Below are 24,414 nucleotides of genomic sequence, written 5' to 3'. Positions count from 1 at the left end.
GGCGGCAATATCGTGCAGCAGACACGACGAGTCATAGACTCCCCATCGTCGCCCGGCCGTAGTGCACCGCTCAAAGCGGATACTGGAAAGGCGATGCCTGCAGTTACGGATTACCGTCCGTATCGACTCCGTTTTCGAGCCAACTGCAAACAATTACTCCCGCTCATTAGCCGGCGTAAAGCTAAAACTTCGTTACTGCTGCACTTACAACTAGTATAGTTGATATTCAACTTTCAGTTGAAACTGTATCATCTCTCCATAATTCTGGTTTGCGGCCGCCCCGTGGTAAATGCTTGTCCACAACGGAGTGAACCGACGCCATGGATACAGTCTTATCTCTTAAACAGCTTTCGGACATCATCGCACGAAACCCGGCAGCCCTGTCCGTAGTGGCAGGCATGCCTCGCATCACAATCGACGACGTCGCGTTTGCCATCTCGCGAATGGCAATCGATCCAGATGTCGCGCGAGACCTAGTTGCTACCAGCAGCGGTCAACCTTTTGCGGATGTCCCAAAAGGGCTTCTGACGTCGATCCAGGCCGCGGTCGTTGCCGCACATACGATTGCCGGACATCCTCCGCAGGATATCGCGCAGGTCTTCATCGCCGCAGTGGCGCCAGGCTTCGGCAGCGAAACGGGACGCGTTCAATGAGCGCTAGTAAGCAAGTCGACAGCGTACTCGTCATCCGCGCACGCGACGAGGCGACCAAGGCTGTCACGGCGATCGGCAGCGCGCTTGAGCAACTGATCGGCACCCAGAAGAAGGTCGCCGCCGGCAGCGAGACGGCAGCCGGCGGCATGCAGCAGATCCTCGGCGTGCTTGCGCAGCTGGACCGCGCGTATGCGAAGACCGCGGACGCCGGCGACGCGGGCGCGGCCGCCCTTGAGCGGCAGAACCGCGCGATCGCTGCCAACAAGGCGCAGTACACGGCACTAGAAGCCCAGCAGCGCGGCGCGGCGCGCGCGGCGGAACAGCTGCGTGTCGCACTGGTCGACGCGCTGCTGACGAACGGCAACGCCGACGTTCTCCGCGCGCAGATCGGCGAAGTCACCGACGAGATGCGCCGCCTGGAGTCGGAGGCCACCAAGCTGCAGCGGGTCATCGCGCAGCAGGAGACCGGGTATACGCGCGCGGCGTCGGGCATGGCCGAACTGGAGCGGCAGACCCGTCTCGCGGGTGCCGTCAGCACGTTCGCCAGCGGCGAGGCCAACGATTACGCGCGGGCGCTGGATAACCAGACGGCGTCGGCACAGCGCAATGCTGCCGTGCTGCGGAACATCGCGCGCGTCACCCGCACCGACCGCAGTGCAGCCGTCGACAATGGCGCCACCTTCGGGCTGCTCGAGAAGCAGGCGATCGCCACCGAGGCCGCGGCGAACGCAGAGCGCGACCGCGCGCAGGCCACCGAACTCACGAACAACGCGCTGCGGGCGCGGGCACGGATCGACGGCAACGGTGGTTCCGCCGGCCGCGCTGCCGACACCGCGTTCGCCCAGCAGCTGCGTGACGAGGAAGAGGCGGCGCAGGCAGCCGGTCGCGCGCAAAAGGAGCTGAACGACGCCACGGCGCGGCTGCGGGCCGAACTGAACCCGCTGGCTGTGGTGCAGGCGAACCTGAACACGGAACTGGCCGAGGCGGCGCGGCTGTACAAGGCCGGGAAGATCAGCGCGACCGAACTGGCCGCTGCCGAACTCCTGCTGAAGAACAACGCCGACAAGGCAGCCGCGTCGCTGAACCGGCAGAGCGCCGGTGGTAAGCCAGCGTTGTTCGGCCTGAAGCCATACGAGCTCCAGAACCTTGGCTATCAGGTCAACGACGTCGCGACCCAGTTGGCGTCAGGCACGTCGCTCGCACAGACGCTCGGCCAGCAGGCGGGGCAGATCGTTCAGATTTTCCCGCGCGTCGGATCGTCGATCGTCGCAGCGCTGACCAACCCGGCGCTGCTGGCGTTCGTTGCGACCATGGGCGCCGTCGTGTTCGCGCTGAAGAACGCGGCTGACGAAGCCGAGCGCACCCGGAAGTTCATGGGGCTGCTGGCGGCATCGGCCGACGGCGCGTCGTACGGTGCGAAGGCGCTGAACGACGCTTCCGAAGCGTTGGATCACTACGGGTTGTCGGCGGCCGACGCGGTCACCGTCGTGCGGACGTTCGTCAAGGAAGGCGTCGACCAGACGCGGATCGTCGAGTTCGGCAAGGCCGCGCAGGATCTGGCCGACGTGCTGGGCATCAAGGTGGTCGATGCCGCGCAGCAGGTCGCCGAGGCGTTCACTGGCGGGTATGACAGCGTCAAGAAGCTGGACGACGCGACGAACTTCCTCACCTCGACGCAGCGCGACAACATCAAGTCGCTGTTCGACCAGGGTAAGGCGGCCGAGGCGCGGAATGAGGCGCTGCGGATCTTCAGCGAGCAGCAGGAAGACGCGGCGCAGAAGTCGCGCGGATCGTGGGCGGAAGCCACCCGGTCGCTCGGCAACGCGTGGCAGGACTTCCTCGACGTGCTGTCGGACACCGCGCCAATCAAGGAAATCGCCAAGGAGCTGGAAGGCCTCGGGCGCATCGCGTCGCAGACCATCCGCGCGATCGCCGGCGCGCAGTCGGCAGCCGACGTCGCCGCACAGATCGCGCGCGCGAAGCAGGTCATTGCGAACAAGGAAGCGGCCAAGGGTGCGAACCCCGGCCTCGCGGGTGCGCTCGACGCCGACATCGCGATTCTGCGCAACCAGGTCGCGGGCCTCGAGAAGCAGTACGCCGCGCTGAACGGCACCCAGAAGCAGGTCAACGACACCATCGCCGTCCGCGGTGAACTGACGAAGAAGCAGTCGGTCGACCTGGCCGCGCAGACCGAATCGGCGAAGTCCGAGAAGACCGTGGTCGAGGCGACGAACGAAGCCCGCCGCGTGGCGACCGAGTATGTCGAGAAGAATTTCAAATTCGCCAGCGAGGCCACGAAGCAGGCGTACATCGGCCAGAAGGCGGAAGAGGCGCGCACGGTCGCGCTGAAGAAGGCTGCTGACGAACGCAAACAGGAGGCCGATCAGGCCAAGCGACTGGCCGACGAGCGCAAGCGCGAACAGGAACGGCTCGCCAAGCAGACGGTGTTCCAAGCGCCGGTCGACGGTCGCATCTCGTCCGGTTTCGGTGCGCGCGCTGCCCCGAAGGCGGGTGCGTCGACGTTTCACAAGGGTGTCGATTACGCCGTGCCGACGGGCACCACGGTGCGCGCGCCGGCGAACGGCGTCGTCATCGAGACCGGCACCGACTCGAAGCTGGGCAAGTTCGTCTACATCGACCACGGCAAGGGGACGATTTCGAAGTTCGGCCACCTGTCGGACAACAACGTGGTCGCCAAGGGGCAGGTCGTCACGGCCGGCCAGGCGATCGCGAAGTCGGGCAACACCGGCAACAGCACCGGCGCGCACCTGCACTACACGGTGACCGTCAACGGGAAGCCGGTCGATCCCACCAAGGGGTTGTTCCCGGCAGACGGGAAGTCGCGGTTCCAGGTCGATCAGGCCGACGCGATCGGCAACTATGACGACGCGCAGCAGAAGCTGGCCGACAAGCGCGACGCGTATCTGGCGAAGGTCGATCAGACCAGCGCGGCCGTGGTGCAGGATACCGAGCAGTTGCGCGAGCAGGTGAACCTGTCGGGCGAACTGCTGCTGGCTGCCCAGCGCAAGGCGACGATCGAGGACGCCGTTCGGAAGGCGAAGGATGAGGCCACGCAGGCCGGTGTCGCGCCAGAGGATGCCGGGTTGGCGCTGCGGCTGGAGAAGCTGCGCGAGGTCACCGGCGCGTATTTCGACGCGGCGCACGCGAAGGATGCGTTCGAGGCCCAGCGCGCGAACGTCGACAAGCCCGTCGCCGACCTGACGTCGCAGCGCGATGCCATGCGGGAGCAGATCACGTTCCTGCGCGACAACGGGCTGAACGCCGAGGCGGACACGCTGCTGCCGCTGCTGGGGCAGGTGAACGGCCAGTTGCAGGGCGCGATCGACAAGGCGGTCGAGTTCTACCGGACGCTGTCGCCGGATGCCAACCCGCTGGGGCTGACGGCTGCGCAGCTGGCTACCATCAATACGCAGCTGACCATCGCGAAGCAGGCATCTGCGGAATGGGGGACGATCCTCGACATATCGGTGCAGCAGATCGCGGATGCATTCGCGAACACCCTCACCTCTTCAATCGACGGGTTCGTGCAGGCGCTGGTCGCGGGAGAAAGCGCATTCGGTGCCCTGAAGACGGCGTTCCTCGATTTCGCGGCAAACTTTCTGCAGCTCATTGCCCAGATGATCCTGCAGCAGATCGCATTGAACATCGCAAAGGGTGTGCTGTCGGTTTTTGGCTTTGGCGTACCTGTACCCGTCCCCGCAAACCATACCGGCGGCATCGCCGGCCAGAATACTTCAGGGTCGCGTTTGATAGGCTCCGATGCGTTCGCTGCCGCAGCCCGGTTCCACACCGGCGGTATTGCCGGGCTGCGGCCTGACGAGGTGCCGATCATCGCGCAGAGGGGCGAGGAGATCCTGACACGCGGCGATCCGCGGCATCGGGCGAATGGCGGCGTCGGCAGCGGCGCGGCCCCGTCAACCTGAAGGTAGTCAACGCGATCGACGCAGGCGATTTCGTGTCGAAGGGGCTCGACACCGGCGTCGGCGGTAAGGCGTTGCTCAATTACATCCGGTCAAACAGCGGCGCCGTAAAGCAGGCGCTCGGCTGATTCGCAGGGATTAGGGTAGAGTTGAGGGTAGAGGTACCGAAGACCAGCACAAAACCTAGCGCTTACAGAGCGTTAGGGGTAATAAAGTGGCGGAGAGGGTGGGATTCGAACCCACGGTACCCTCGCGGGTACGCCGCATTTCGAGTGCGGTACGTTCGACCACTCTGCCACCTCTCCGCAAGGTCATCCGAAGTGCTGCGAGCAGCGCCTCCGATCGGTCGAGGGCGGGCCTCTAAATCAGACATGCGGTGAACGCAATAGGGGTTTTGGCGATTTTGCATGCCGCCCAAGCCGATGACACGGGAGGGTCGCCCTGCCCGCGCCCGGCGACACCGCTTGTGCGGCGCAAAACAGCGCTTAGATTGGCAGCATGCCTCACCATGATATCCCCACCGATCCCGCTGCCCCCGATATCGCGGTTCCCGAAGGCAGCGTTGCCATCGCCCGGCAGGGTGGAGCGTCGGACGTGATCGCACCGCCGATCGTCCACGCCAATTTTTCGATCGGCGACGTCGTGCGTCACCGCATGTTCGATTTCCGCGGCGTCATCTTCGACGTCGATCCGGTCTTCGCGAACACCGACGAGTGGTACGAGGCGATTCCCGAGCAGATGCGGCCGAAGAAGGACCAGCCCTTCTACCACCTGCTCGCGGAAAACATGGAGTCCACCTATGTGGCCTATGTCAGCCAGCAGAACCTCGTTCCTGATTCTGACCGATGAGCCCGTCGATCATCCCGCGATCAGCGGCCTGTTCGGCGACTTTGCGAACGGCCGCTACACGCTGCGCCAGCTTCACCGCCACTAAAGCCGCCGGCCGCACCCGCGAATCGGCGCATGGATCGATCGGGGAGCGTTTTCACGCGAGATTTACCGGTTGCGACCCCTTGATGGTTGACAGGACGGCGCCCCTCGCTTAGCTCCCCGGCTTCTCCCGGCGGACCCTGCGTTCGTGGGGCACATGTATTTGGAAAGTGACAAGGGCCATGTTCGCAGTCGTGCGCACGGGCGGCAAGCAGTATCGCGTCGCCGCCGGAGATAAGATCGTCGTCGAGAAGATCGAGGGCGATGCAGGTGCGTCGGTGACGCTGGGCGATGTGCTGCTGGCGGGCGAAGGCTCGGAGCTGCGCTCGGTCGAGGGTTTCACCGTCGCCGCAGAGATCATCGCGCAGGCGAAGGCGGACAAGGTCATCGTCTTCAAGAAGCGTCGTCGTCACAACTATCGTCGCAAGAACGGCCATCGCCAGCAGCACACGATCCTGAAGATCGTGTCCGTGGGTGGCCAGACCGCCAAGCAGACCGAGGCTGATGCCCCGGCCGCTCAGGCATAAGGAGTAGCTTCAGATGGCACATAAGAAAGCAGGCGGCTCTTCGCGCAACGGTCGCGACTCAGCCGGTCGTCGCCTCGGCGTCAAGAAGTTCGGTGGCCAGGCGTGCGTCGCCGGCAACATTCTCGTGCGTCAGCGCGGGACGAAGTTCTACCCGGGCACCAATGTCGGCATCGGCACGGACCACACGCTGTTCGCACTCGTCGATGGTCGCGTCGTGTTCAGCCAGGGCAAACTTGGTCGCAAGTTCTGCTCGGTCGAGCTGGCAGCGAACGATGCCGCCGATATGGCAGTCGCAGCCGAATAACATCGGGTAACCGTCCGGGTTGCCCACCAGGGGGACCCGGGTCGCGAAAGCGAACCTGAACAAGGGAGACGGGTCACCCCGGCTCCCTTTTTATTGCTCCCTCCCCGCGCCCGTCGCTGCCCCGTCATTCGGATGTGGCAGGAGGACAGGTGCGATGCGTCGAGGAGAGCAAGGCATGTTCGCGCGCACCAGAAGATTGACGTTACGCCCCGGCTGGCCGGAGGACGCGCCCGCATTGGCGCAGGCGATCGGCCATGAATCCGTGATCGCAAAGCTCGCGCGCGCGCCGTGGCCCTACGCCGTCAGCGATGCGGATGCGTTTCTCGCCCAGCCGCGTGCCGGGCACGATCCGCGCTTCCTGATCGAGACGATGGAAGCGGGCGCACCGCGGCTGATCGGCGGCATCGCGATCGACCCGGACGGCGAGACGCATCAGCTCGGTTACTGGCTGACCCCCGACGCCTGGGGTCGTGGCCTCGCGACCGAGGCGGGTGAAGCGGTGATCGCGATGGCCCGCCACGCATTGGGCCTGCGCAGGCTGAGCGCCTTCCACTTCGTCGACAATCCAGCCTCGGGCCGCGTGCTGACAAAGCTCGGCTTCCGGCCGACCGGGCAGATCGAACCGCGCGCGTCGCTCGGTCGCGGTGGCGAGGCTCCCGCGGTGCTGCTCGAACTCGACCTCGAAGACCGATGTGCACCCATGCCGCTGGCGGCGTGATTTAGCCTTTGTTTACTCGGCGCTTACCACCACCCCGGCGAAGGCCGGGGCCCAGGTGGAGCGATCGCAGCAACGAAGCGATGTCCGTCGCCAGCACCGTCCCCTAACTAGGCCCCAGCCTCCGCCGGGGTGGTGCGCTGGACGACAGTCTGTGACCTCGACCGTCATCCTGACGAAAGTCAGGATCCAGGGTTACGGGCGGTCCCGTTGCTACTCTGGGTCCTGACCTTCGTCAGGATAACGGGCCGCGTCACGCCACCGCAGCCACCCGCTTCGCCACCGGGAGCACCGCCGCCTCATACTCGCTCTCCGCCAATCCGATCAGCGCGCGATCGTCATGCTTCCACGGATGGAACCGCGGCAGGAAATAGGCGGCCCAGACGCCCGCTATCTTGCGCGCCATCCCCGGATTGCCGAACGCATACCACGCCATCCGCGCCCAGACGCGTGGCCCCGTCAGACCGTCCTGCCGCAGCAGTTCGGCCATCCCGCGCGCGCGGCCGGTGAAGAACCGCCACGTCGTGATGAGCATCACCAGCGACTTCACCCGCCAGCGCGTGAGGCGCGGCCAGTCGCGGGTCGCATGCAGCCACGTATCGTAGGCGACACCCTTGTGCTCGATTTCCTCGGCGGCATGCCACAGCCACAGCGCGGCCGCCTGTTGGTCGCCACCGCGCAGATGCTTCGGATTTGCGATCAGCTCGTGCGCCAGCATCGCGGTGAAATGCTCGAGTGCGGTGGTCGCCGCGAGGCTCGCGATCGGCGGACGCCCCTTGGTCAGCGCCAGCGCGGCATCGACATCGGCCATCAGCGGCGCGACGTCATAGCCCTGGTCGGTGACATGCCGGTTGAACGCGACATGCTCGCGCGTGTGGATCACCTCCTGCTTGATGAAGGCGTTGATCTCGCCCGTCAGCCGGGGCGGCGTCCCCTCGCGAAATTGCCGGACGCTGTCGACGAAATAGCCTTCACCCTTGGGAAAGGTGACCGACAGCGCGTTGTAGAACGCGGTCGCGATCGGATCGTCATTGAGCCACCAGCGGCAGATCGCCGCGCCGCGTCCGAAGCGTCGGTCGCGCGGCGTGATGGTCAGATCGGCGGGCGTGGTTGCTTTCGCCACGGAAACCTCCAAACAGGAATGGAAACACGTTACTTACAACGATGTAAATAGGTTCTCCGTTCCGTGCCGTCAACGCTCCGCAAACGCCTCTCTCCCACCGAATCGCGTGAGGCGGCTGTCGAAGCCGCCCGCGCCTTGCTGATCGAAAGCGGTCCTGGCGGGGTCACGCTGAAGGCAGTCGCCGCGCGGGTCGGCCGCACCCATGCCAATCTGCTCCACCATTTCGGGTCCGCGGACGGGCTGCACACTGCGCTGATCACGCGGATGGCCGCCGACATCGTCGGGACGATCCGCGCCGCGGTACTCCAGGTTCGCAGCGGCGACGGCGATCCGCGCGACGTGGTCGAGATGACGTTCGACGCGTTCGGCAAGGGCGGCGCGGGTGCACTGGCGAGCTGGATGATCCTGTCGGGCAATACGGTCGCGCTCGACCCGATCCTGACCGCGATCCACGATCTGGTCGACGAACTTGCCGGCGGCGAACTGCCCGGCACGCGCCCGATCCAGGAGCAGACCTTGACGCTGGTGCTGATGGCACTCGGCGACGCGCTGATGGGGGCGCCGATGGCGCGTGCGCTCGGCCTGCCGACGACCAAGGCGCGCGAACTCGCGCTCGACGCGTTGCTCGCGAGCAAGGACGCCGCCGCCTCCCCACCGGCCTGAACATCCCCGAATCGGAGAGGGTGGAGATTTTCGCCAATTTCGCTATGGGGCGGCGATGCATTTTCTAGACCAAGCCAAGATCTACGTACGTTCGGGTGAGGGCGGCCCCGGTGCCGTCAGCTTCCGCCGCGAGAAATATATCGAATATGGCGGCCCCGATGGCGGCAATGGCGGCAAGGGCGGCGACATCGTGTTCGAATGCATCGCCGGCCTGAACACGCTGATCGACTTCCGCTACACGCAGCATTTCCGCGCACCGCGCGGCTCGGGCGGCTCGGGCTCGAACCGTACCGGCGCGGGCGGCGAGGACCTCGTCATCCGCGTCCCGCTCGGCACGCAGGTGCTGTCGGAGGACAAGGAAGAGGTGCTGATCGACTTCACGCAGGTCGGCCAGCGCGAAGTGCTGTTCCGCGGCGGCGACGGCGGGCGCGGTAACGCCAGCTACAAGACCTCGACCAACCGCACGCCGCGCCAGCACGGCACCGGCTGGCCGTTCGGCGAGGCATGGGTCTGGCTGCGGCTGAAGCTGCTCGCGGACGCGGGTCTCGTCGGGCTGCCCAACGCGGGCAAGTCGACCTTCATCAACCAGGTGACCAACGCGCAGGCCAAGGTCGGCGAATACGCCTTCACGACCACGCGCCCGCAGCTGGGCGTGGTCCGCCACAAGCAGCGCGAATTCGTCGTCGCGGATATTCCCGGGCTGATCCAGGGCGCGGCCGAGGGTGCGGGGATCGGCGACCGGTTCCTCGGGCATATCGAGCGGTGCCGCGTGCTGCTGCATCTGGTCGATGCAAACGACGCCGACGTCGCCGAATCGTACCGCATCGTTCGCGACGAGCTCGAGAATTACGGCGAGGGGCTGACCGACAAGAACGTCATCGTCGCGCTCAACAAGGTCGACATGCTCGATGCCGAACTGATCGCGGCGCTGTCCGCGGAGCTGGCGGAAGCCAGCGGCGCCGAGGTCATGGCGATCTCGGGCGCGAGCGGCGCGGGGATCGAAGCGGTCCTCGACAAGCTGATCGGCGCGATCGGCCCGGCGCCGGGCGCCGCGAAGGACCTCGAAGAGGGCGAAGTCCCGGTCGCATGGTCGCCGCTCTGACCCTTAAAGCCCTCTCCCCTGCGGGGAGAGGGTTGGGTGAGGGGCTGTTCCAGGCGACACCGCCCATGGCCGCCCCTCACCCCGGCCCTCTCCCCGGCGGGGAGAGGGAGCAGTGATGTTTCCACCGTCGTCCTGCGCGCGGCTGATCGTCAAGATCGGCTCGGCGCTGCTCGTCGATCCCGACGGCAGCGTTCGGCGCGACTGGCTCACCGGGCTCGTCGCCGACATCGCCGCGCGCGCCAGCGAGGGCCAGCAGATCGCGATCGTCTCCTCCGGCGCGATCGCACTCGGCGCGCGCCGACTCGGGCTGCCGAGGGGTGGGCGCGCCAGTCTCGAAGACGCGCAGGCCGCCGCGGCAACCGGTCAGATCGCGCTCAGCCAGGTCTGGGCCGAATTGCTCGCGGCGCAAGGGCTCAACGCCGCGCAGATGCTCGTCACGCTCGACGATCTCGAGGACCGCCGCCGCTATCTGAATGCCGCCGCGACGCTCAACCGGCTGTTATCGCTGCGAGTCGTCCCCGTCATCAACGAGAATGACAGCGTCGCGACCGCAGAGATCCGGTTTGGCGACAATGACCGCCTTGCCGCGCGGGTCGCGCAGGCGGCGGGCGCGCAGGGCGTGATCCTGCTCTCCGACGTCGACGGGCTCTACACCGCCAACCCGCACACCGATCCGTCCGCCACGCATATCGCCAGCGTGGATCGGATCGATGCGGTCGCGGACATGGCGGACGACGGGTCGGGCTCCGGTATGGGCTCGGGCGGCATGGCCTCGAAGATCGCCGCCGCGCGGATCGCGACCGGCGCCGGCATCCCGCTGGCGATCGCCTCGGGCCGGGTCGCGCATCCGCTCTCCACCCCTGCCCGGCACACGCTCTTCACCGCCGAACGCACCGCGTCTGCGCGGAAAGCCTGGCTGGCGGGCGGGCTGACCGCGAAGGGTGCGATCCATGTCGATGCGGGGGCGGCAGCCGCGCTTGGCCAGGGCCGTAGCCTGCTCGCAGCCGGCGCGACCCGGATCGACGGCGGTTTCACGCGCGGCGATCTGGTGACGATCGAGGGGCCTGCGGGCACGATCGCGCGCGGCCTCGCGGAATACGACGCCGCCGACACCGCACGCCTGCTCGGCCGGCACAGCGACGATCATGCGGCGATCCTCGGCTACGCGCCGCGGTCCGCGCTGGTCCACCGCAACCATCTGGCGCTGCTGTGATCGGCCGCGCTCTGTTCACCCCGGGAACGCGACCATGATTCTGGCCATCACCGGCGGCACGGGGTTCGTCGGCAGCCACCTGATCGACCATGCGCTCGAGACCGGCCACACGATCCGCGCGCTCGCCCGCAAGCCGCAGGCCAAGCGGACCGGCGTCACCTGGATCGAAGGCGCGCTCGATCGCCCCAAGAGCCTCGCCACGCTGGTCGACGGTGCCGACATCGTCATCCACGTCGCGGGCGTCGTCAACGTGCCCGACCGCGCCGCATTCGCCGAGGGCAACATCGCCGGCACCGAGGCGATACTGAAGGCGACGCGGCTCGCCGGCATCCGTCGCTTCATCCATGTCTCGTCGCTCGCGGCACGTGAGCCGGGGCTCTCGAACTACGGCTGGTCGAAGGCGGAGGCGGAGACGCGCGTCAAGGCGTCGGGTCTCGACTGGACGATCGTCCGTCCGCCCGCGATCTTCGGCCCGCGCGACCATGATCTGCTCGACGTGTTCAAGGCGGCGCGGTCGGGCTTCGTACCCGTGCCGCCGGTGGGGACGCGCATCTCGCTGCTCTATGTCGAGGACCTGACGACGCTGTTGCTCGCGCTCGCCGAGATCCCCGCCGCGCCGTCGATCATGGAGCCCGACGACGGCGTCGCGACCGGCTGGGACAATCGTGATTTCGCGCGCGCGATCGGCACCGCGGTCGGCAAGCCGGTCCGCGTGCTGCCGACGCCGCGCATGCTGATGCTGCTGGCCTCCGCTGCGGATCGTCTGATGCGCGGCAAGAAGGCGCGGCTGACGCGCGACCGCGTCCGCTATTTCTGCCACCGTGACTGGGTGTCGCACCAGCCGCCCCCGCCCGCTTTGTGGACCCCCGCCGTCCCGACCCCGCAGGCACTCGCGCAAACCGCCGCATGGTATCGCGCCGCGGGGCTGCTATAGCGCCGAAAAGCCGCCGCAATTCCCTGTCAGGGATGTGCGCGAGACCGAAGGGATTATCATGAGCGACCGCCAGCAGATCTACGACACCGTCACCGCGCAGATCGAGCCGTTCAACAAGAAAGGCGTCGCGCTGACCGACGCGACCACGTTCCAGGGCGACCTCGAGTGGGACAGCCTGACCGTCATGGATTTCGTCGCCGCGATCGAGGACGAATTCGACATCATCATCACGATGAACATGCAGGCCGAGATCGAGACCGTCGGCCAGCTGGTCGACGCGGTGGCGAAACTGAAGGCCTGACCCCATTGCCGTTCGTGCCGAGTAGGGATCGAGCATAGTCGAGAGCCCGTATCGAGGTACATGTCCCTCGATACGGGCTCTCGACAGGCTCGATGGCTACTCGGGACGAACGGTCTGAGGCGTTATCACAGTCCAACCTCCTGGAACCGAACATGACCGAAGCCGCCACCACCGCCCACGCCCTCCCCGTCGACGTCGCCGAGGTCGCCCCCGAACGCGACCTGATGTCGAAGTTCGACGGCCTGATCGCCGAGCGCGAGGCGCTCGTGCGGTCCGGCGTGCGCAACCCGTTCACGATCGTGATGGACGAGGTGAAGTCGCCCACGCAGGCGGTGATCCGCGGCAAGGACACGATCCTGCTCGGCACCTACAATTACATGGGCATGACGTTCGACCCCGACGTCATCCAGGCGGGCAAGACCGCGCTTGACCGGTTCGGCTCGGGCACCAACGGCAGCCGCATGCTCAACGGCACGTTCCACGATCACATCGATGTCGAACAGGCGCTGCGCGACTTCTACGACATGACCGGCGCGATCGTGTTCTCGACCGGGTACATGGCCAATCTCGGGATCATCTCGACGCTCGCCGGCAAGGGCGAGTACGTCATCCTCGACGCCGACAGCCACGCCTCGATCTACGACGGCTGCAAGCAGGGCAATGCCGAGATCGTCCGCTTCCGCCACAACGACGTGGCCGATCTCGACAAGCGGCTCGGCCGCCTGCCCAAGGAAGCCGGCAAGCTCGTGGTGCTCGAAGGCGTCTATTCGATGCTCGGTGACATCGCGCCGCTGAAGGAGATGGTCGCGGTCGCCAAAAAGCATGGCGCGATGGTGCTGGTCGACGAGGCGCATTCGATGGGCTTTTTCGGTCCCAATGGCCGCGGCGTGTACGAGGAAATGGGCCTCACCGATCAGGTCGATTTCGTCGTCGGCACGTTTTCGAAGTCGGTCGGCACGGTCGGCGGCTTCGTCGTGTCGAACCATCCCAAGTTCGAGATGGTCCGCTTCGCCTGCCGTCCCTACATCTTCACCGCCTCGCTGCCGCCCTCGGTCGTCGCCACCGCCGCGACCTCGATCCGCAAGCTGATGACCGCGCACGACAAGCGCGCGCAGCTCTGGAAGAACGCGCGGGCGATGCATGCGGGCCTGAAAGCGATGGGCTTCAAGCTCGGCACCGAGACGTCCGATTCGGCGATCATCGCGATCATCCTCACCGACCAGGAACAGGCGATCGCGATCTGGCAGTCGCTGCTCGAGGGCGGGCTGTACGTCAATATGGCGCGCCCCCGCGACGCCCGCGGGCACCTTCCTGCTCCGCTGCTCGCTATGTGCCGAGCACACCGACGAGCAGGTGCAGACGATCCTCGCCATGTTCCAGGAGGCCGGACGCGCGGTTGGCGTGATCGGCTGACCTTCATCCCCGCGATCCGCCGACGAAACGCTACCGCGTCCGCCATCTCCGGGCTGACATTGCCTCGTCGGTATAACGCAGGCTATCGTTCGTCCGTGACGCAGGACGAGGCCGACGCTATCGCCGTTGGGGGCGGCGGGACCTGGCGGACCATCACGCTCATCGTGATGGCACTGCTCGGCGCGGCGGTACTGGTCGCGCTGATATCGACGCTGAGCAGCGCCAATCGCGAGCGCGACCGCGCGCTGCGCCTTCAGGCGCACAGCTATGACGTGATGATCCTCGCGCGGACGCTGTCGAGCACGATCGCACGATCCGAAGCCTCGCTCGGCCGCTACGTCATCAGCGGCGACAAGCAACTGGGCCGGCTCTATTTCGAGGAATGGGTGCTTGCCGGGACCCAGATCAACCGCCTCGAGCGGCTCACCTTCGACAATCGGGAGCAGTCGGCGCGCGTCGCCGAGTTGCGCACCGCGTACGAGGATCGCGGCCGCGAGCTGTCGCTGACCGCGCTGAGCACCAACTACGGCAAGAACAGCCAGGCGCTCGCCCGCTATTACCAGGGCCGCAATGCCCCCACGCTCCTCGCGATCAACCGCACCCTCGACCAGCTGATCGCGAGGGAGCGGGCGCTGCTCGACAGCCGGACCTCGGGCGCGATGGGGTCCGTCGAACGATCCAGCTCGATTGCCGGCGTGCTCGCCGTATTCGGCATGTTGATCGTGCTCGGTGCGATCGGGCTGGGCTGGTTCACGATCCGCGCGGTCAGCGACCGGGTCGATGCACAGGCCGATGCCGACATGGAGCGCGGCAGGGCGGAGGAGCTCTCGGCGGCGGTCGAGCAGGCGACGACCGAATTGCGCGTCCAGGAATCTAAGCTCCGCCAGATCCAGAAAATGGATGCGGTCGGCCAGCTGACCGGCGGAATCGCGCATGACTTCAACAACATGCTTGCGGTTGTTCTTGGCGGCCTCGAACTCGCGCAGCGGTCGATCATCCGCGATCCCCTCACCGCCCGCCGTCACATCGAAAGCGCGACCGACGGTGCCAACCGGGCAGCGGCGCTGACCCGGCGGCTGCTCGCGTTCAGCCGCGAGGATCTCGCTCAAGCCGGAGACGCTGGGCATCGCCGGGCTGGTCGAAGGCATGTCCGACCTGCTCGACCGCACGCTGGGCGATGCGATCACGCTCACCGTGGTCGACCGGTCCGACGGCTGGCGGGTTCGCGCCGACCGCGTCCAGCTCGAAAATGCGGTTCTCAACCTTGCCGTCAACGCGCGGGATGCGATGAACGGGCGCGGGACGATGACCGTGACGACGGGCGCCGTCGGCCTGGCCGCCAACGCGGTCGGCCATTGTCCTGCCGGCGACTATGCGACGATCGCCGTCGCCGACGACGGCAGCGGGATGAGTCCCGACATCGCCGAACGGGTATTCGAACCCTTCTTCACCACCAAGGAAACGGGCAAGGGAACGGGTCTCGGGCTCAGCCAGATATTCGGGCTCGTTCGCCAGCTCGACGGCGAGATCGAAATCGTCAGCGCCGTTGGCGAGGGAACGACGGTCACGCTCTATCTGCCGCGCGACCTTGCCGACCCCGTCGTCGAGGCCGATCCCGAACCATCCGGCGAAACGGACGGGGGCGACACCGACGTTCTAGCGTCGGAACAGGCGGCCGAGCCTGCGGTCGACAGTGCGGGGTTGCGTATCCTGGTCGTCGAGGACGACCCGCGCGTCCTCGCATCGACGATCAACGCGCTCGAGGAACTCGGCCACAACCCGATCCCGTGCGACGATCCGGTCAATGCCGCCGCTCTGCTTGCGCGCCACGGCGCGGTCGACCTGATCATTTCCGACGTGCTGATGCCGCGCCAGACCGGCCCGGAGATGATCGCGGCGCTGCGCCCGATCTTCCCCGATGTCGCGGTCCTCTTCGTGACGGGGTTTGCCGGCGAGTCGGCGACCAGCGAGTTCGGTGATCACCAGGTCCTGCGCAAGCCGTTCACGCTCGCCGGACTCGAACGGGCCGTGATCGCCGCGATGGCGCCGGGCCGGCCATCGCCGCCGCGACAGATCGCTGCGGAATAGGCCGCGACCTCCGCGCCATACCACCTCTATATCCCGGCACGAAAGCTGGTATAGACCCGCGATTACTCCTCCGTCCGCGCGTCTCGCAGAGCCCCCGCCTCATGAAATCCATCGACCGCTACATGGCCCGGCTGATCGCGGTCCCGCTCTTTTCGACGCTGGTGATCGCGGCGATGCTGCTGGTGCTCGACCGCATGCGCCGGCTGTTCGACTTCGTGGCCACCGAGGGCGGTCCGATCAGCGTCGTCTGGCGCATGCTCGCCAATCTGCTCCCCGAATATCTCGGGCTCGGCATCCCGATCGGCCTGCTGCTGGGCATCCTGCTCGCGTTCCGCAAGCTCGCGACCACGTCGGAGCTCGACGTCCTGCGCAGTGTCGGGATGAGCTACACGCGGCTGCTGCGCGTGCCGTACATGTTCGCGACCGTCCTCGCGATCGCCAACCTCCTGATCGTCGGCTATCTCCAGCCGATCGCCCGCTATTATTACGAGGGCTTGCGTTTCGAGCTGCGTACCGGGGCGCTTGGCGCGTCGATCAAGGTCGGCGAATTCACGCATCTCGGCGACCGGATGACGCTGCGCATCGAGCAGAGCCGCGACAAGGGGCGCGAGCTGTCGGGGATCTTCGTGCATGCGCAGACGCCGAAGAACGACTGGATCGGCGTCACCGCGGCCAAGGGCCGGTTCCTCGCGACCGACGATCCCAACGTGATCATCTTCCGGCTCGCAAATGGCACGTTGATCCATGAACGCCCCGAATTCCGGACACCGCGCGTCCTCACGTTCAGCAGCCACGATCTGCCGATCAACCTGCCGAAGTTCGAGAGCTTTCGCGTCCGCGGCGGTCGCAATCTGGAATTCACGCTTCCCGAACTCGCGCGCGCGGGCCACGAGGCCGCGACACCCGAGTTGCGCGATGCAAGCCGTTCCGAATTCCACTTCCGGCTTGCCGAGGTGGCGATGATGTTCCTGCTGCCGATGCTCGCGGTCGCACTCGGCGTGCCCGCGAAACGCTCGACATCCGGGCTTGGGGTCTTCCTGTCGATCGTGATGATCGTGACCTATCACAAGGTCAACCAATACGCCGCGGATGTCGGCGAGCTCGGGCGGATCGACCCGCTGATCGCGCTGTGGGTGCCGTTTACCGTCTTCGCCGGGCTGATCCTCTGGATGTACTACACCATCGCCTATGTGCCCGGCGGCGAACCGATCGGCGCGCTCGAGCGCGGGATCAGCCGTACGGTCAAGATGGTCACGAGCCGCCTGCCCGGCCGCCGCCGCGACAAGGAGGGTGCGGCATGAGCCGGGTGATGATGTTCCCGTCGCGCACGGTCGCCGTCTATATGGGCCGGCTGTTCATGACGCGGACGTTCAGCATCCTCGCGGCGCTCGTCCTCGTGCTGCAGGCGCTCGACCTGCTCAGTGAGTCGGGCAACATCCTCGCCTTTGCCGGCAATGGCGACGCGCAGGTGTGGCACTATGTCAGCCTGCGCGCGCCGCAGATCATCGCCTTCGCGCTGCCATTCTCCGTGCTGCTGGGTACGATCCTGACGCTGATCACGATGAACCAGAACAGCGAGATTATCGCGCTGAAGGCGTCGGGGCTGTCCGCGCATCAGGTGCTCGCACCGCTGCTGATCGCGAGCCTTCTCGTCGCCATCGTCAGCTTTTCGTTCAACGATCGCGTGGTCTCGCGGGCAACCGCGACGCTGACGCAGTGGCAGAAGGTCAATTACGGCAAGATGCCGATCGACCGCGGTGACCGGGCGAATGTCTGGGTGCGCGACGGCGACGATCTCATCCAGGTCGAACAGATCCGCGGCCGTGCTGCCGCAACGCGTCTCGGCGGCATCACGCTGTACGATCGCGCAGGCGGCAATCTCGTTTCGATCGTCCGCGCACCGCATGGCAAGCGCGTCGCCAATGGTTGGGAGATCGGCCCCGCGACGCGCTTCGACGTCGCCAGCGGCAATCTCTCGCAGATCGGGACGGTCGTGGTCGGGCGCGACGTCAGGCCCGATCAGTTCACGCTGGCGACCGTCGATGCCGACAGCCTCTCGTTCGGCGCGTTGAAGGCCGCGATTGCCGATCTGGCCGATGCCGGAAGGCCGACCAAGGCGCTCGAGGGGTCGCTCTGGCATAAATTGTCTGGGCCGCTCTCGTCGGTGCTGATGCCGTTGCTCGGCGCCGTCGCAGCCTTCGGGATCGCGCGATCGGGCAAGCTGTTCATCCGCGCGGTGATCGGCATGGGGCTCGGCTTTGCCTATTTCGTCGCGGACAATTTCGCGCTCGCGATGGGCAATCTGGGGGCCTATCCGCCGTTTCTCGCGGCATGGGCGCCGTTCCTGCTGTTCTTCCTGATCGGCGAAGCGGTCCTGTTCCGTACCGAGGAATAGCGGCTATACGATCGCTCGGGCGGCGGTTATCCGCTTGCCCTGGTGAATGGGCTTCGAGGGGCGATCGAATGGCTGGTACGATAACGATCCGCAAGGTCGAGACGACGCGCGATCGCAAGACGTTCATCGACCTGCCCTTCCGCCTCTATGCAGACGATCCGCACTGGGTGCCGCCGCTGAAGTCCGAGGCACTCGGCCTCATCACGCCCGAGAAGAACGGCTGGTTCAGCCACGCCCAGGCGCAGCTGTTTCTCGCCGAGCAGGACGGGCGCGTCGTGGGTCGCATCTCCGCACATATCGACACGCTGGCCCTGACGATGCCCCCCGAACAGGGGTTCGGCCCAGGCGTCGGCCAATGGGGGCTCATGGAGGCGGAGCGCGAGGACGTCTTTCAGGCGCTCTTCGCTGCAGCCGAGACATGGCTGCGCGATCAGGGCATGACGCGCGTGCTGGGTCCGATCAGCATGTCCGTCTGGGAGGAGCCCGGTCTTCTGATCGAGGGGTATGACCATGCGCCGACGATCATGATGGGCCACGCCAAGCCGCAATATCGCGGCTGGATCGAGCGCGCCGGCAACCTGCCCGTCAAGCAGCTGATGACCTATGAGGTCGATATCACGCGCGAGTTTCCGCCGATCGTCCAGCGGATCATCAAGTCCGGCGAGAAGAATGGCCGGATCGTGATCCGCAACGTCGACAAGTCGAAGTTCGACACCGAAGCGGCGATCATCCTCGGGATCCTCAACGACGCATGGTCGGACAATTGGGGCTTCGTTCCGCTTACTCCGCCCGAGATCAAGGACGTCGGCGTCAAGCTGAAGCCGATCGTGTTCAACGACCTGATCCGCATCGCCGAAGTCGATGGCAAGCCGGTCGCGTTCATGATCACGCTCCCCGACATGAACGAGGCGATCAAGCCGCTGAACGGCAATCTGCTCCCGTTCGGCTGGGCCAAGCTGCTGCTTTGGCTGCGCAAGCCCCGGGTGCGCACGGTCCGGGTGCCGCTGATGGGCGTGGTCAAGGAGCTCCAGTCGTCGCGTATGGCGAGCCAGCTCGCCTTCATGATGATCGAATATATCCGTCGCGCATCGCTCGCCAACTATGGTGCGACGCGCGCGGAGATCGGCTGGATCCTCGACGACAACCAGGGGATGCGCTCGATCGCGGAAACGATCGAGAGCCGGATGAACAAGAAATATCAGGTCTATGAAAAGGCGCTGTGATCGCGCCTGACACCCGCCACGCTACAGAATGAGGCTGCTGCTTCCCGGACCATCGCCGCGCGCGTCGCGCGCAAGGATGCGGCCCATCGCCTCGAACAGCGCATCCATCGCGACCGGCTTGAAGATGACGTCGTCGGCCCCCGCGGCGATGCACCGCTCGCGCAAATCGGGCGCGACGTCCGCGGTAATGACGATGATGGGCACCTTGGCCTTCTCGTCGCCGCGCGCGCGAATGATCGTGATCGCCGTAATCCCGTCCATCCCCGGCATCCGGAGATCGACCAGAACCATCTGAAAATCCTGTGCATCGAGGATCTCGAGGCCGCGCTCCGCACTCTCCGCTTCGGTCATGGTCGCACCGGCAACACCGAGCATATCGCCGACGACCCGGCGATTCATTCGATCGTCCTCAATGAACAATATGTTCAAGACTTCCTCCGCGACGGGACCGGCAAGGCAGGCAGGCATTCCGTTACAAAAGGCTGTACGCTTCAAGCTGCCTCGGAGACAAGATCGGCAATTAAGTTGTTTTGCATTCCGGCGCTGTCAAAAAGGGCCGCGAGCAGTTCGGTCCCCGAAACGGGCTTCCCGACGACACGCGTCGGCTTGACGATCAGCGCGTCGAGTTCGGGCAAACGTGACGCCGGCCAGAGCAGCGTGGTGGCCGCATCGCCCGCCGCAGCTTGGATCCGCGCGATCGCCGCAGTGACATCCCCGGCAGCGTGCACGGTCACGTCGTCGATGAGGATGTTTGCAACGCGCGTCGCTTTCAGCGTCTCAACCGCCTCGTCGACCGACGCGACGGCAAGCACGGAGTCGACATAAGGTGCGACCAGCGTCTTGAACATGCTGCGCATGATCGGGTTGCGATCGACGATCAGGAACGACGCCGCGGCCACCGAACCGCCTCCGGTCTCCGACCGCACGACGCTGTCGGCGATGATCAGCGGCAGGTCGAGCGTGAAAATGGTGCCCTGCCCAACCACGCTTTCGACGACGATCTCCCCCATCGCCCGGGCGAGATTGCGCGAGATCGCGAGGCCAAGCCCGGTACCGCCATATTGGCGCGTCGTTCCCGCATCGGCCTGACGAAACGATTCGAAGATATCGGCGAGCTTGTCGGCCGGGATGCCGATCCCCGAATCGGTGATATCGAGCAGCAACCGCGTCTCGCTCGAACGCAGGGTCACCGTAACGGCGCCCGCATGCGTGAACTTCAGCGCATTGGACAACAGGTTGAAGACGATCTGCCGGATCCGCGCCGCATCGCCGATGATCGTCGCCGGGCACCCCGCCATGTCGATGGTGAACGCCAGCCCCTTCCGCTCGGCCTGGACCTCCCACATCCGCGCGGCATCGCTCACCGTCGAACACAGGTCGAGCGGGCCATGCTCGATCGTCAGGTTCCCCGTCTCCATCTTCGCGATGTCGAGGATATCGTCGACCAGCGCGCGCATCGTGACGCCCGCGCCGTGGACCACGCCTAACCGGTCGCGCAGCCTGGTATCGAGCGCGGCGTCAGCCAGCATCACCTCGGTCATACCCAGGATGCCGTTCAGCGGCGTACAGATCTCATGGCTGGTCGTCGCCAGGAATTCGGTCTTCGCCGCCAGCGCCTTTGCCAACGCGCCGTTCGTCACCGCCAGATCGTCGTTTGCGGCGCGCACCTTGTCGCGGCTGCGACGGATCGTGATGAGGCCCACCGCGAGCATCCCGATCACCGCCAGAACCGCCGCCGCTCCCGCCAGAAACAGCAGGCGCTGCGTCCGTGCGCGCGCCTGTTCATACGCCACGCTGCGCTGGAGCTCGTCGGCGTGGAGCTTCGAGATCTTCAGTTCCTGGTTCGCAAAGTTGAACCGCGCGGCCATCAGCGCGGTGCTCGTGTTCGTCGCGAGCTTCGTCGCCTGATCGTCGAGCCGCTTCAGCGCCGCCAGATGCACGAGCGCCTCGTCGGGCCGCCCGATCGCCTTGTAGATGTCGTAGGCGACGGCATGCGCCTCGCGGAATGGCAAATTGGTCTTGGACAGGTCGACACCGTCAAAAAGCGGCGAGATCAGGGATGCCGCCCCCGCGTCATCGTGCCGCATCAAGGCAAGCCGTGCAGCGACCGGGAGGAGTCTTAGCAGACCCTGTCGAGCGTCATCGCGCGATGCGATCTGCAATGCTTCGTTGATTGCAACTTGCGCCCGCTTTGGATCTCCGGCTTGTAATTTGGTTTGCGCGATGTTGCCAAGGATCAACGACTCCAGCAACGGGCTGTCCATTGGCTTGACGGTTTTCAGCGCCAGACGGAATTGCCCCTCCGCCTCTGGATACCGCCCCAGATCTTGCAGATACGACCCACGATTATTGTACATCGATACCAGTACGCCGGGATCCCCGCTGTACAGATCCAGCGCCTGTCCGAGATAGCGCAGCGCCGTCTCCGGATCCTTGCCGTCGGCGTAAAGTCCGCCGATCAGCATGAGAGCCTTGGCGCGATTGCGCGTGTCGGATGTCTGCCGAAAGATATCATGCGCAGCGAGATAGTTGGCCAACGCAGCCCCGGCTTCGCCCTGTTCGCCATTTGCCCCACCGCTCGTGAGCAAAATGTTGCCGTGGAGGTTCGACCCTTTGTCAAACTTGGTGATCGTGTTGAGAGCAAGTTCGATGATCGGCGCTGCCCGGTCCGGCTGATCCAACCGGAGATAGGCCTCCCCCTGAAGCCAGTCCGCAGTCGCCGCTGCGATATGCCGGCGCCGACGATCTGGGATCTGGTTCGCCAGGGCTTCCGCTGCGAGCGCTTTGCGCACGACCGTATGGGGATCGGCCTGCATCGTTGCTTTCACATCGGCGATTGCGACGTCGAACCGTTCCTGCGCGCTTCTGGCCGTCGCGGCGATGGCAGGCCCCGTTGCGAATATCAGTGAAACCGCGGCAAGCCCGGCAACGAACCTGACAGGCGCTAACACGCGGACTTCAACCCGCCTTTGCGACGACAGAGACGCGGCCGAACGGAGAGCGAATCTCCTGCGCGACACCAAGATGACGCTCTTCGTCGAGGAATGGCAGCAACGCGTCGATGCCGATCGGGCGGCTGATGAGGAACCCCTGCACCATGTCGCACCCCATGACGGACAACAGCGCCATTGCCGATGCGGTCTCGACTCCCTCGGCGACGACCTCCATCTCGAGCGCGTGCGCGAGGTCGATCGTCGAACGGACGATCAGCGGATCGCGGTTCGAGCTCGTCAACTGCGTCACGAACAGCTTGTCGATCTTGAGTTCGCTCGCCGGCAGCTGCTTCAGATAGGCGAGCGACGAAAGCCCGGCGCCATAATCGTCGATCGCGATGACGATCCCGATGTCCGCAAAGACCTGAAGATTGCGAATCGCGCTGTCCGGATCGCGAATCACCGACGTCTCGGTAATCTCGAAACCGAGCTGCGCCCCGCTTTTCTCGATCAAGGCACAGGCCTGTCGCACGAATCGCGCATCCGAGAGCAGCACGCCGGCGATATTGATGAAGATCGGGAGATCATGGCCGCGCGCGACCAGGATCCGCTGGTCGCGAATCACCTGTTCGATCGTCCACAGCGTCAACGTGACGATATCACGGCTGTCTTCGGCGATCGGGATGAAGTCGCTGGGCAGGACCAGACCGCGCGTCGGGTGGCGCCACCGCACCAGTGCCTCGACGCTCGACACCTCCTGCCGCCGCAGATGGACCTTGGGCTGATACTGCAGGAACAGCTGATCGCCCCCGATCGCCTGATGCAGTTCGCGCGCGAGAAGCTGGCGATCCACCGACGCATTGGCGATCGACGCATCGCGCGCGATCGGACCATGCTCGATCCGCGCATCCGCGAGCGCGAGTTCCGCCTCCTCGATCAGCCGCACCTCGTCATGCTGCGGCGCGTGAACCGAGGCGCCCCCGAGCGTCAGCTGGATGAGATAGCACTCACCGTCGATATCGAACGGCGTGGTGAACGCGCGCTCGATCTGATTGAGCACGAGATCGAGCTCGGATTGCGCGTCGCCCTGCAGGCTGATGTCGATGAGATCCCGCGCAGCCACCTCGGTTCGCGACTGCGGCAGCAGGGTCGCGATTCTGCAGCGCTATGTCTGCAACGAGCGTATCTGCCCTGCGACGGCCGACGTGGCGCCGAAGATTCACGAAGTTGCCGACCTCGGCCAGAATGACAAACTGCCAGCCGTGAAACGCGACCGGCGGCTGCGCGATCTCATTTGCCAATGACTCGCCTCCGGTCATGCGCACACCGCTGCATGGCAGGCCGCTAGGCGCGCAACCCGGCACGGGGCGGACAGGCGATAGGAGGGCTCGCTCATGGTGCCGACGCTAAGGGCGACGCCTGAAGAATGCGTTAAGCCTTCCCGCAACGGGACGTGAAGATGGTTAATACGTCGTATACCACGTTGTTTTTTACTTAACGGCGCGTTAACTCAGTATTGCGCATCAACAGGCGCAAACAAGGGAGAACAAAAAATGCTGAAGTTCATTCTTTCGCTGGTGTACGGCACGCAGATCCGTCCCTGGTAAATCGTTAACGGTCCGGCGATCGCATGATTACGCGGAGTGACGCGCAGTCTGAGATCGCCGGGTCACTTTTGTGACAATGGATTTCAAGTTTATTTAACGCCATTTTGGGTTTGAGGCGTTTTGTAAAAGCCTGCGATCCGTAAGGGATTTTGGTCTTACGCTGGAGCGATCCTGCTCGCGTAAGCACGGCCTCCACTCCCCGTGTCATTGCCGGGGCCGAACGCAGAAGCGCGTAATTTTCGCTAGTTCGATCCAAGCGGCATCGACCGGCGCGCGCAGCCGGCCGCCCTCAAAGGCAACATCATTTCGCGATGACATGAAAAAGCCGGCACCCGTCTGATCGGATGCC

General features: G+C 65.4%; 19 protein-coding genes, 1 tRNA gene and 3 pseudogenes. 18 read left to right on the top strand and 5 right to left on the bottom strand.

What is annotated here, in order from left to right:
• Positions 1 to 320 precede the first annotated feature (320 nt).
• Positions 321 to 653 (top strand): hypothetical protein, encoded by a 333-nt coding sequence (locus QP165_RS16880; protein ID WP_333996465.1) that lies wholly within the window; start codon positions 321 to 323, stop codon positions 651 to 653.
• Positions 650 to 4,597: a peptidoglycan DD-metalloendopeptidase family protein gene (locus tag QP165_RS16875; protein ID WP_333996464.1), complete on the top strand. Its 3,948-nt coding sequence runs from the start codon at positions 650 to 652 to the stop codon at positions 4,595 to 4,597. The genes QP165_RS16880 and QP165_RS16875 overlap by 4 nt, the downstream gene beginning before the upstream one ends.
• Positions 4,598 to 4,809: 212 nt before the next feature.
• On the opposite strand, the gene QP165_RS16870 is transcribed toward QP165_RS16875, so the two are convergent.
• A tRNA-Ser gene (locus tag QP165_RS16870) sits at positions 4,810 to 4,899 on the bottom strand.
• Positions 4,900 to 5,248: 349 nt separating this feature from the next.
• Between QP165_RS16870 and hspQ the strand changes: the two are divergent.
• From hspQ to QP165_RS16850, 4 genes and pseudogenes are all read left to right on the top strand, one after another.
• A pseudogene (hspQ, locus tag QP165_RS20110) lies at positions 5,249 to 5,528 on the top strand (heat shock protein HspQ).
• Positions 5,529 to 5,706: 178 nt separating this feature from the next.
• Positions 5,707 to 6,051, top strand: coding sequence for a 50S ribosomal protein L21 (rplU, locus tag QP165_RS16860; protein ID WP_031393729.1), 345 nt, complete (start codon positions 5,707 to 5,709; stop codon positions 6,049 to 6,051).
• 13 nt (positions 6,052 to 6,064) lie between these two features.
• Entirely contained in the window at positions 6,065 to 6,355 is a 291-nt protein-coding gene (rpmA, locus tag QP165_RS16855; protein ID WP_031393730.1) for a 50S ribosomal protein L27, read from the top strand.
• A gap of 175 nt (positions 6,356 to 6,530) precedes the next feature.
• Positions 6,531 to 7,073 (top strand): GNAT family N-acetyltransferase, encoded by a 543-nt coding sequence (locus tag QP165_RS16850; protein ID WP_333996463.1) that lies wholly within the window; start codon positions 6,531 to 6,533, stop codon positions 7,071 to 7,073.
• Between the two features lie 250 nt (positions 7,074 to 7,323).
• On the opposite strand, the gene QP165_RS16845 is transcribed toward QP165_RS16850, so the two are convergent.
• On the bottom strand, positions 7,324 to 8,193 hold the full coding sequence (locus QP165_RS16845; RefSeq protein ID WP_333996462.1) for a metal-dependent hydrolase: 870 nt from the start codon (positions 8,191 to 8,193) through the stop codon (positions 7,324 to 7,326).
• Positions 8,194 to 8,256: 63 nt separating this feature from the next.
• Here QP165_RS16845 and QP165_RS16840 point away from each other — a divergent pair, with 63 nt between their 5' ends.
• The 11 genes and pseudogenes from QP165_RS16840 (at position 8,257) to QP165_RS16790 (ending at position 19,525) form a co-directional block, all read left to right on the top strand.
• A complete protein-coding gene (locus QP165_RS16840) occupies positions 8,257 to 8,856 on the top strand; it encodes a TetR/AcrR family transcriptional regulator (protein ID WP_333996461.1) in 600 nt (199 codons plus the stop codon).
• A 55-nt stretch (positions 8,857 to 8,911) separates the two neighbouring features.
• Positions 8,912 to 9,958 carry a GTPase ObgE gene (gene obgE / locus QP165_RS16835; RefSeq protein ID WP_333996460.1) on the top strand — a complete coding sequence of 349 codons (1,047 nt, stop codon included), beginning with the start codon at positions 8,912 to 8,914 and terminating at the stop codon, positions 9,956 to 9,958.
• Positions 9,959 to 10,073: 115 nt separating this feature from the next.
• Positions 10,074 to 11,171, top strand: coding sequence for a glutamate 5-kinase (gene proB, locus QP165_RS16830; RefSeq protein ID WP_333997059.1), 1,098 nt, complete (start codon positions 10,074 to 10,076; stop codon positions 11,169 to 11,171).
• Positions 11,172 to 11,205: 34 nt separating this feature from the next.
• Positions 11,206 to 12,105, top strand: coding sequence for an NAD-dependent epimerase/dehydratase family protein (locus tag QP165_RS16825; protein ID WP_333996459.1), 900 nt, complete (start codon positions 11,206 to 11,208; stop codon positions 12,103 to 12,105).
• A 58-nt stretch (positions 12,106 to 12,163) separates the two neighbouring features.
• Positions 12,164 to 12,406, top strand: a complete 243-nt coding sequence (locus tag QP165_RS16820) for an acyl carrier protein (RefSeq protein ID WP_056021671.1) — start codon at positions 12,164 to 12,166, stop codon at positions 12,404 to 12,406.
• 152 nt (positions 12,407 to 12,558) lie between these two features.
• Positions 12,559 to 13,819: pseudogene (spt, locus tag QP165_RS16815) on the top strand (serine palmitoyltransferase).
• Positions 13,735 to 14,859 (top strand): annotated as a pseudogene (locus tag QP165_RS16810) (CHASE3 domain-containing protein); the annotation flags it as partial. The pseudogenes spt and QP165_RS16810, both read left to right, overlap by 85 nt.
• 106 nt (positions 14,860 to 14,965) lie before the next feature.
• Positions 14,966 to 15,907, top strand: coding sequence for an ATP-binding protein (locus tag QP165_RS16805; protein ID WP_333996458.1), 942 nt, complete (start codon positions 14,966 to 14,968; stop codon positions 15,905 to 15,907).
• A 101-nt stretch (positions 15,908 to 16,008) separates the two neighbouring features.
• The gene (gene lptF / locus QP165_RS16800; RefSeq protein ID WP_333996457.1) at positions 16,009 to 17,208 is read left to right on the top strand and encodes an LPS export ABC transporter permease LptF; all 1,200 of its coding nucleotides are present in this window, start codon (positions 16,009 to 16,011) and stop codon (positions 17,206 to 17,208) included.
• Complete coding sequence (gene lptG / locus QP165_RS16795; protein WP_333996456.1) at positions 17,205 to 18,302, top strand: LPS export ABC transporter permease LptG; 1,098 nt, start codon at positions 17,205 to 17,207, stop codon at positions 18,300 to 18,302. Before lptF ends, lptG begins: the two co-directional genes overlap by 4 nt.
• Before the next feature lie 68 nt (positions 18,303 to 18,370).
• A complete protein-coding gene (locus tag QP165_RS16790) occupies positions 18,371 to 19,525 on the top strand; it encodes an N-acetyltransferase (RefSeq protein ID WP_333996455.1) in 1,155 nt (384 codons plus the stop codon).
• A 21-nt stretch (positions 19,526 to 19,546) separates the two neighbouring features.
• On the opposite strand, the gene QP165_RS16785 is transcribed toward QP165_RS16790, so the two are convergent.
• The 3 genes from QP165_RS16785 to QP165_RS16775 form a co-directional block, all read right to left on the bottom strand.
• A complete protein-coding gene (locus QP165_RS16785) occupies positions 19,547 to 19,954 on the bottom strand; it encodes a response regulator (RefSeq protein WP_056022353.1) in 408 nt (135 codons plus the stop codon).
• Between the two features lie 62 nt (positions 19,955 to 20,016).
• A complete protein-coding gene (locus QP165_RS16780) occupies positions 20,017 to 22,341 on the bottom strand; it encodes a tetratricopeptide repeat-containing sensor histidine kinase (protein ID WP_333996454.1) in 2,325 nt (774 codons plus the stop codon).
• Between the two features lie 142 nt (positions 22,342 to 22,483).
• Entirely contained in the window at positions 22,484 to 23,581 is a 1,098-nt protein-coding gene (locus QP165_RS16775; RefSeq protein ID WP_333996453.1) for an EAL domain-containing protein, read from the bottom strand.
• Here QP165_RS16775 and QP165_RS16770 point away from each other — a divergent pair.
• Positions 23,562 to 23,762, top strand: a complete 201-nt coding sequence (locus QP165_RS16770) for a hypothetical protein (protein WP_333996452.1) — start codon at positions 23,562 to 23,564, stop codon at positions 23,760 to 23,762. The genes QP165_RS16775 and QP165_RS16770 overlap by 20 nt on opposite strands.
• The last annotated feature ends 652 nt before the right edge of the window (positions 23,763 to 24,414 follow it).

This window comes from Sphingomonas sp. 22R3R2A-7, from assembly GCF_036856055.1.
Taxonomy (GTDB): Bacteria; Pseudomonadota; Alphaproteobacteria; order Sphingomonadales; family Sphingomonadaceae; genus Sphingomonas.
The sequence above is the reverse complement of the archived record's forward strand: the minus strand, read 5'-3'. Positions and strand labels throughout refer to the sequence as shown.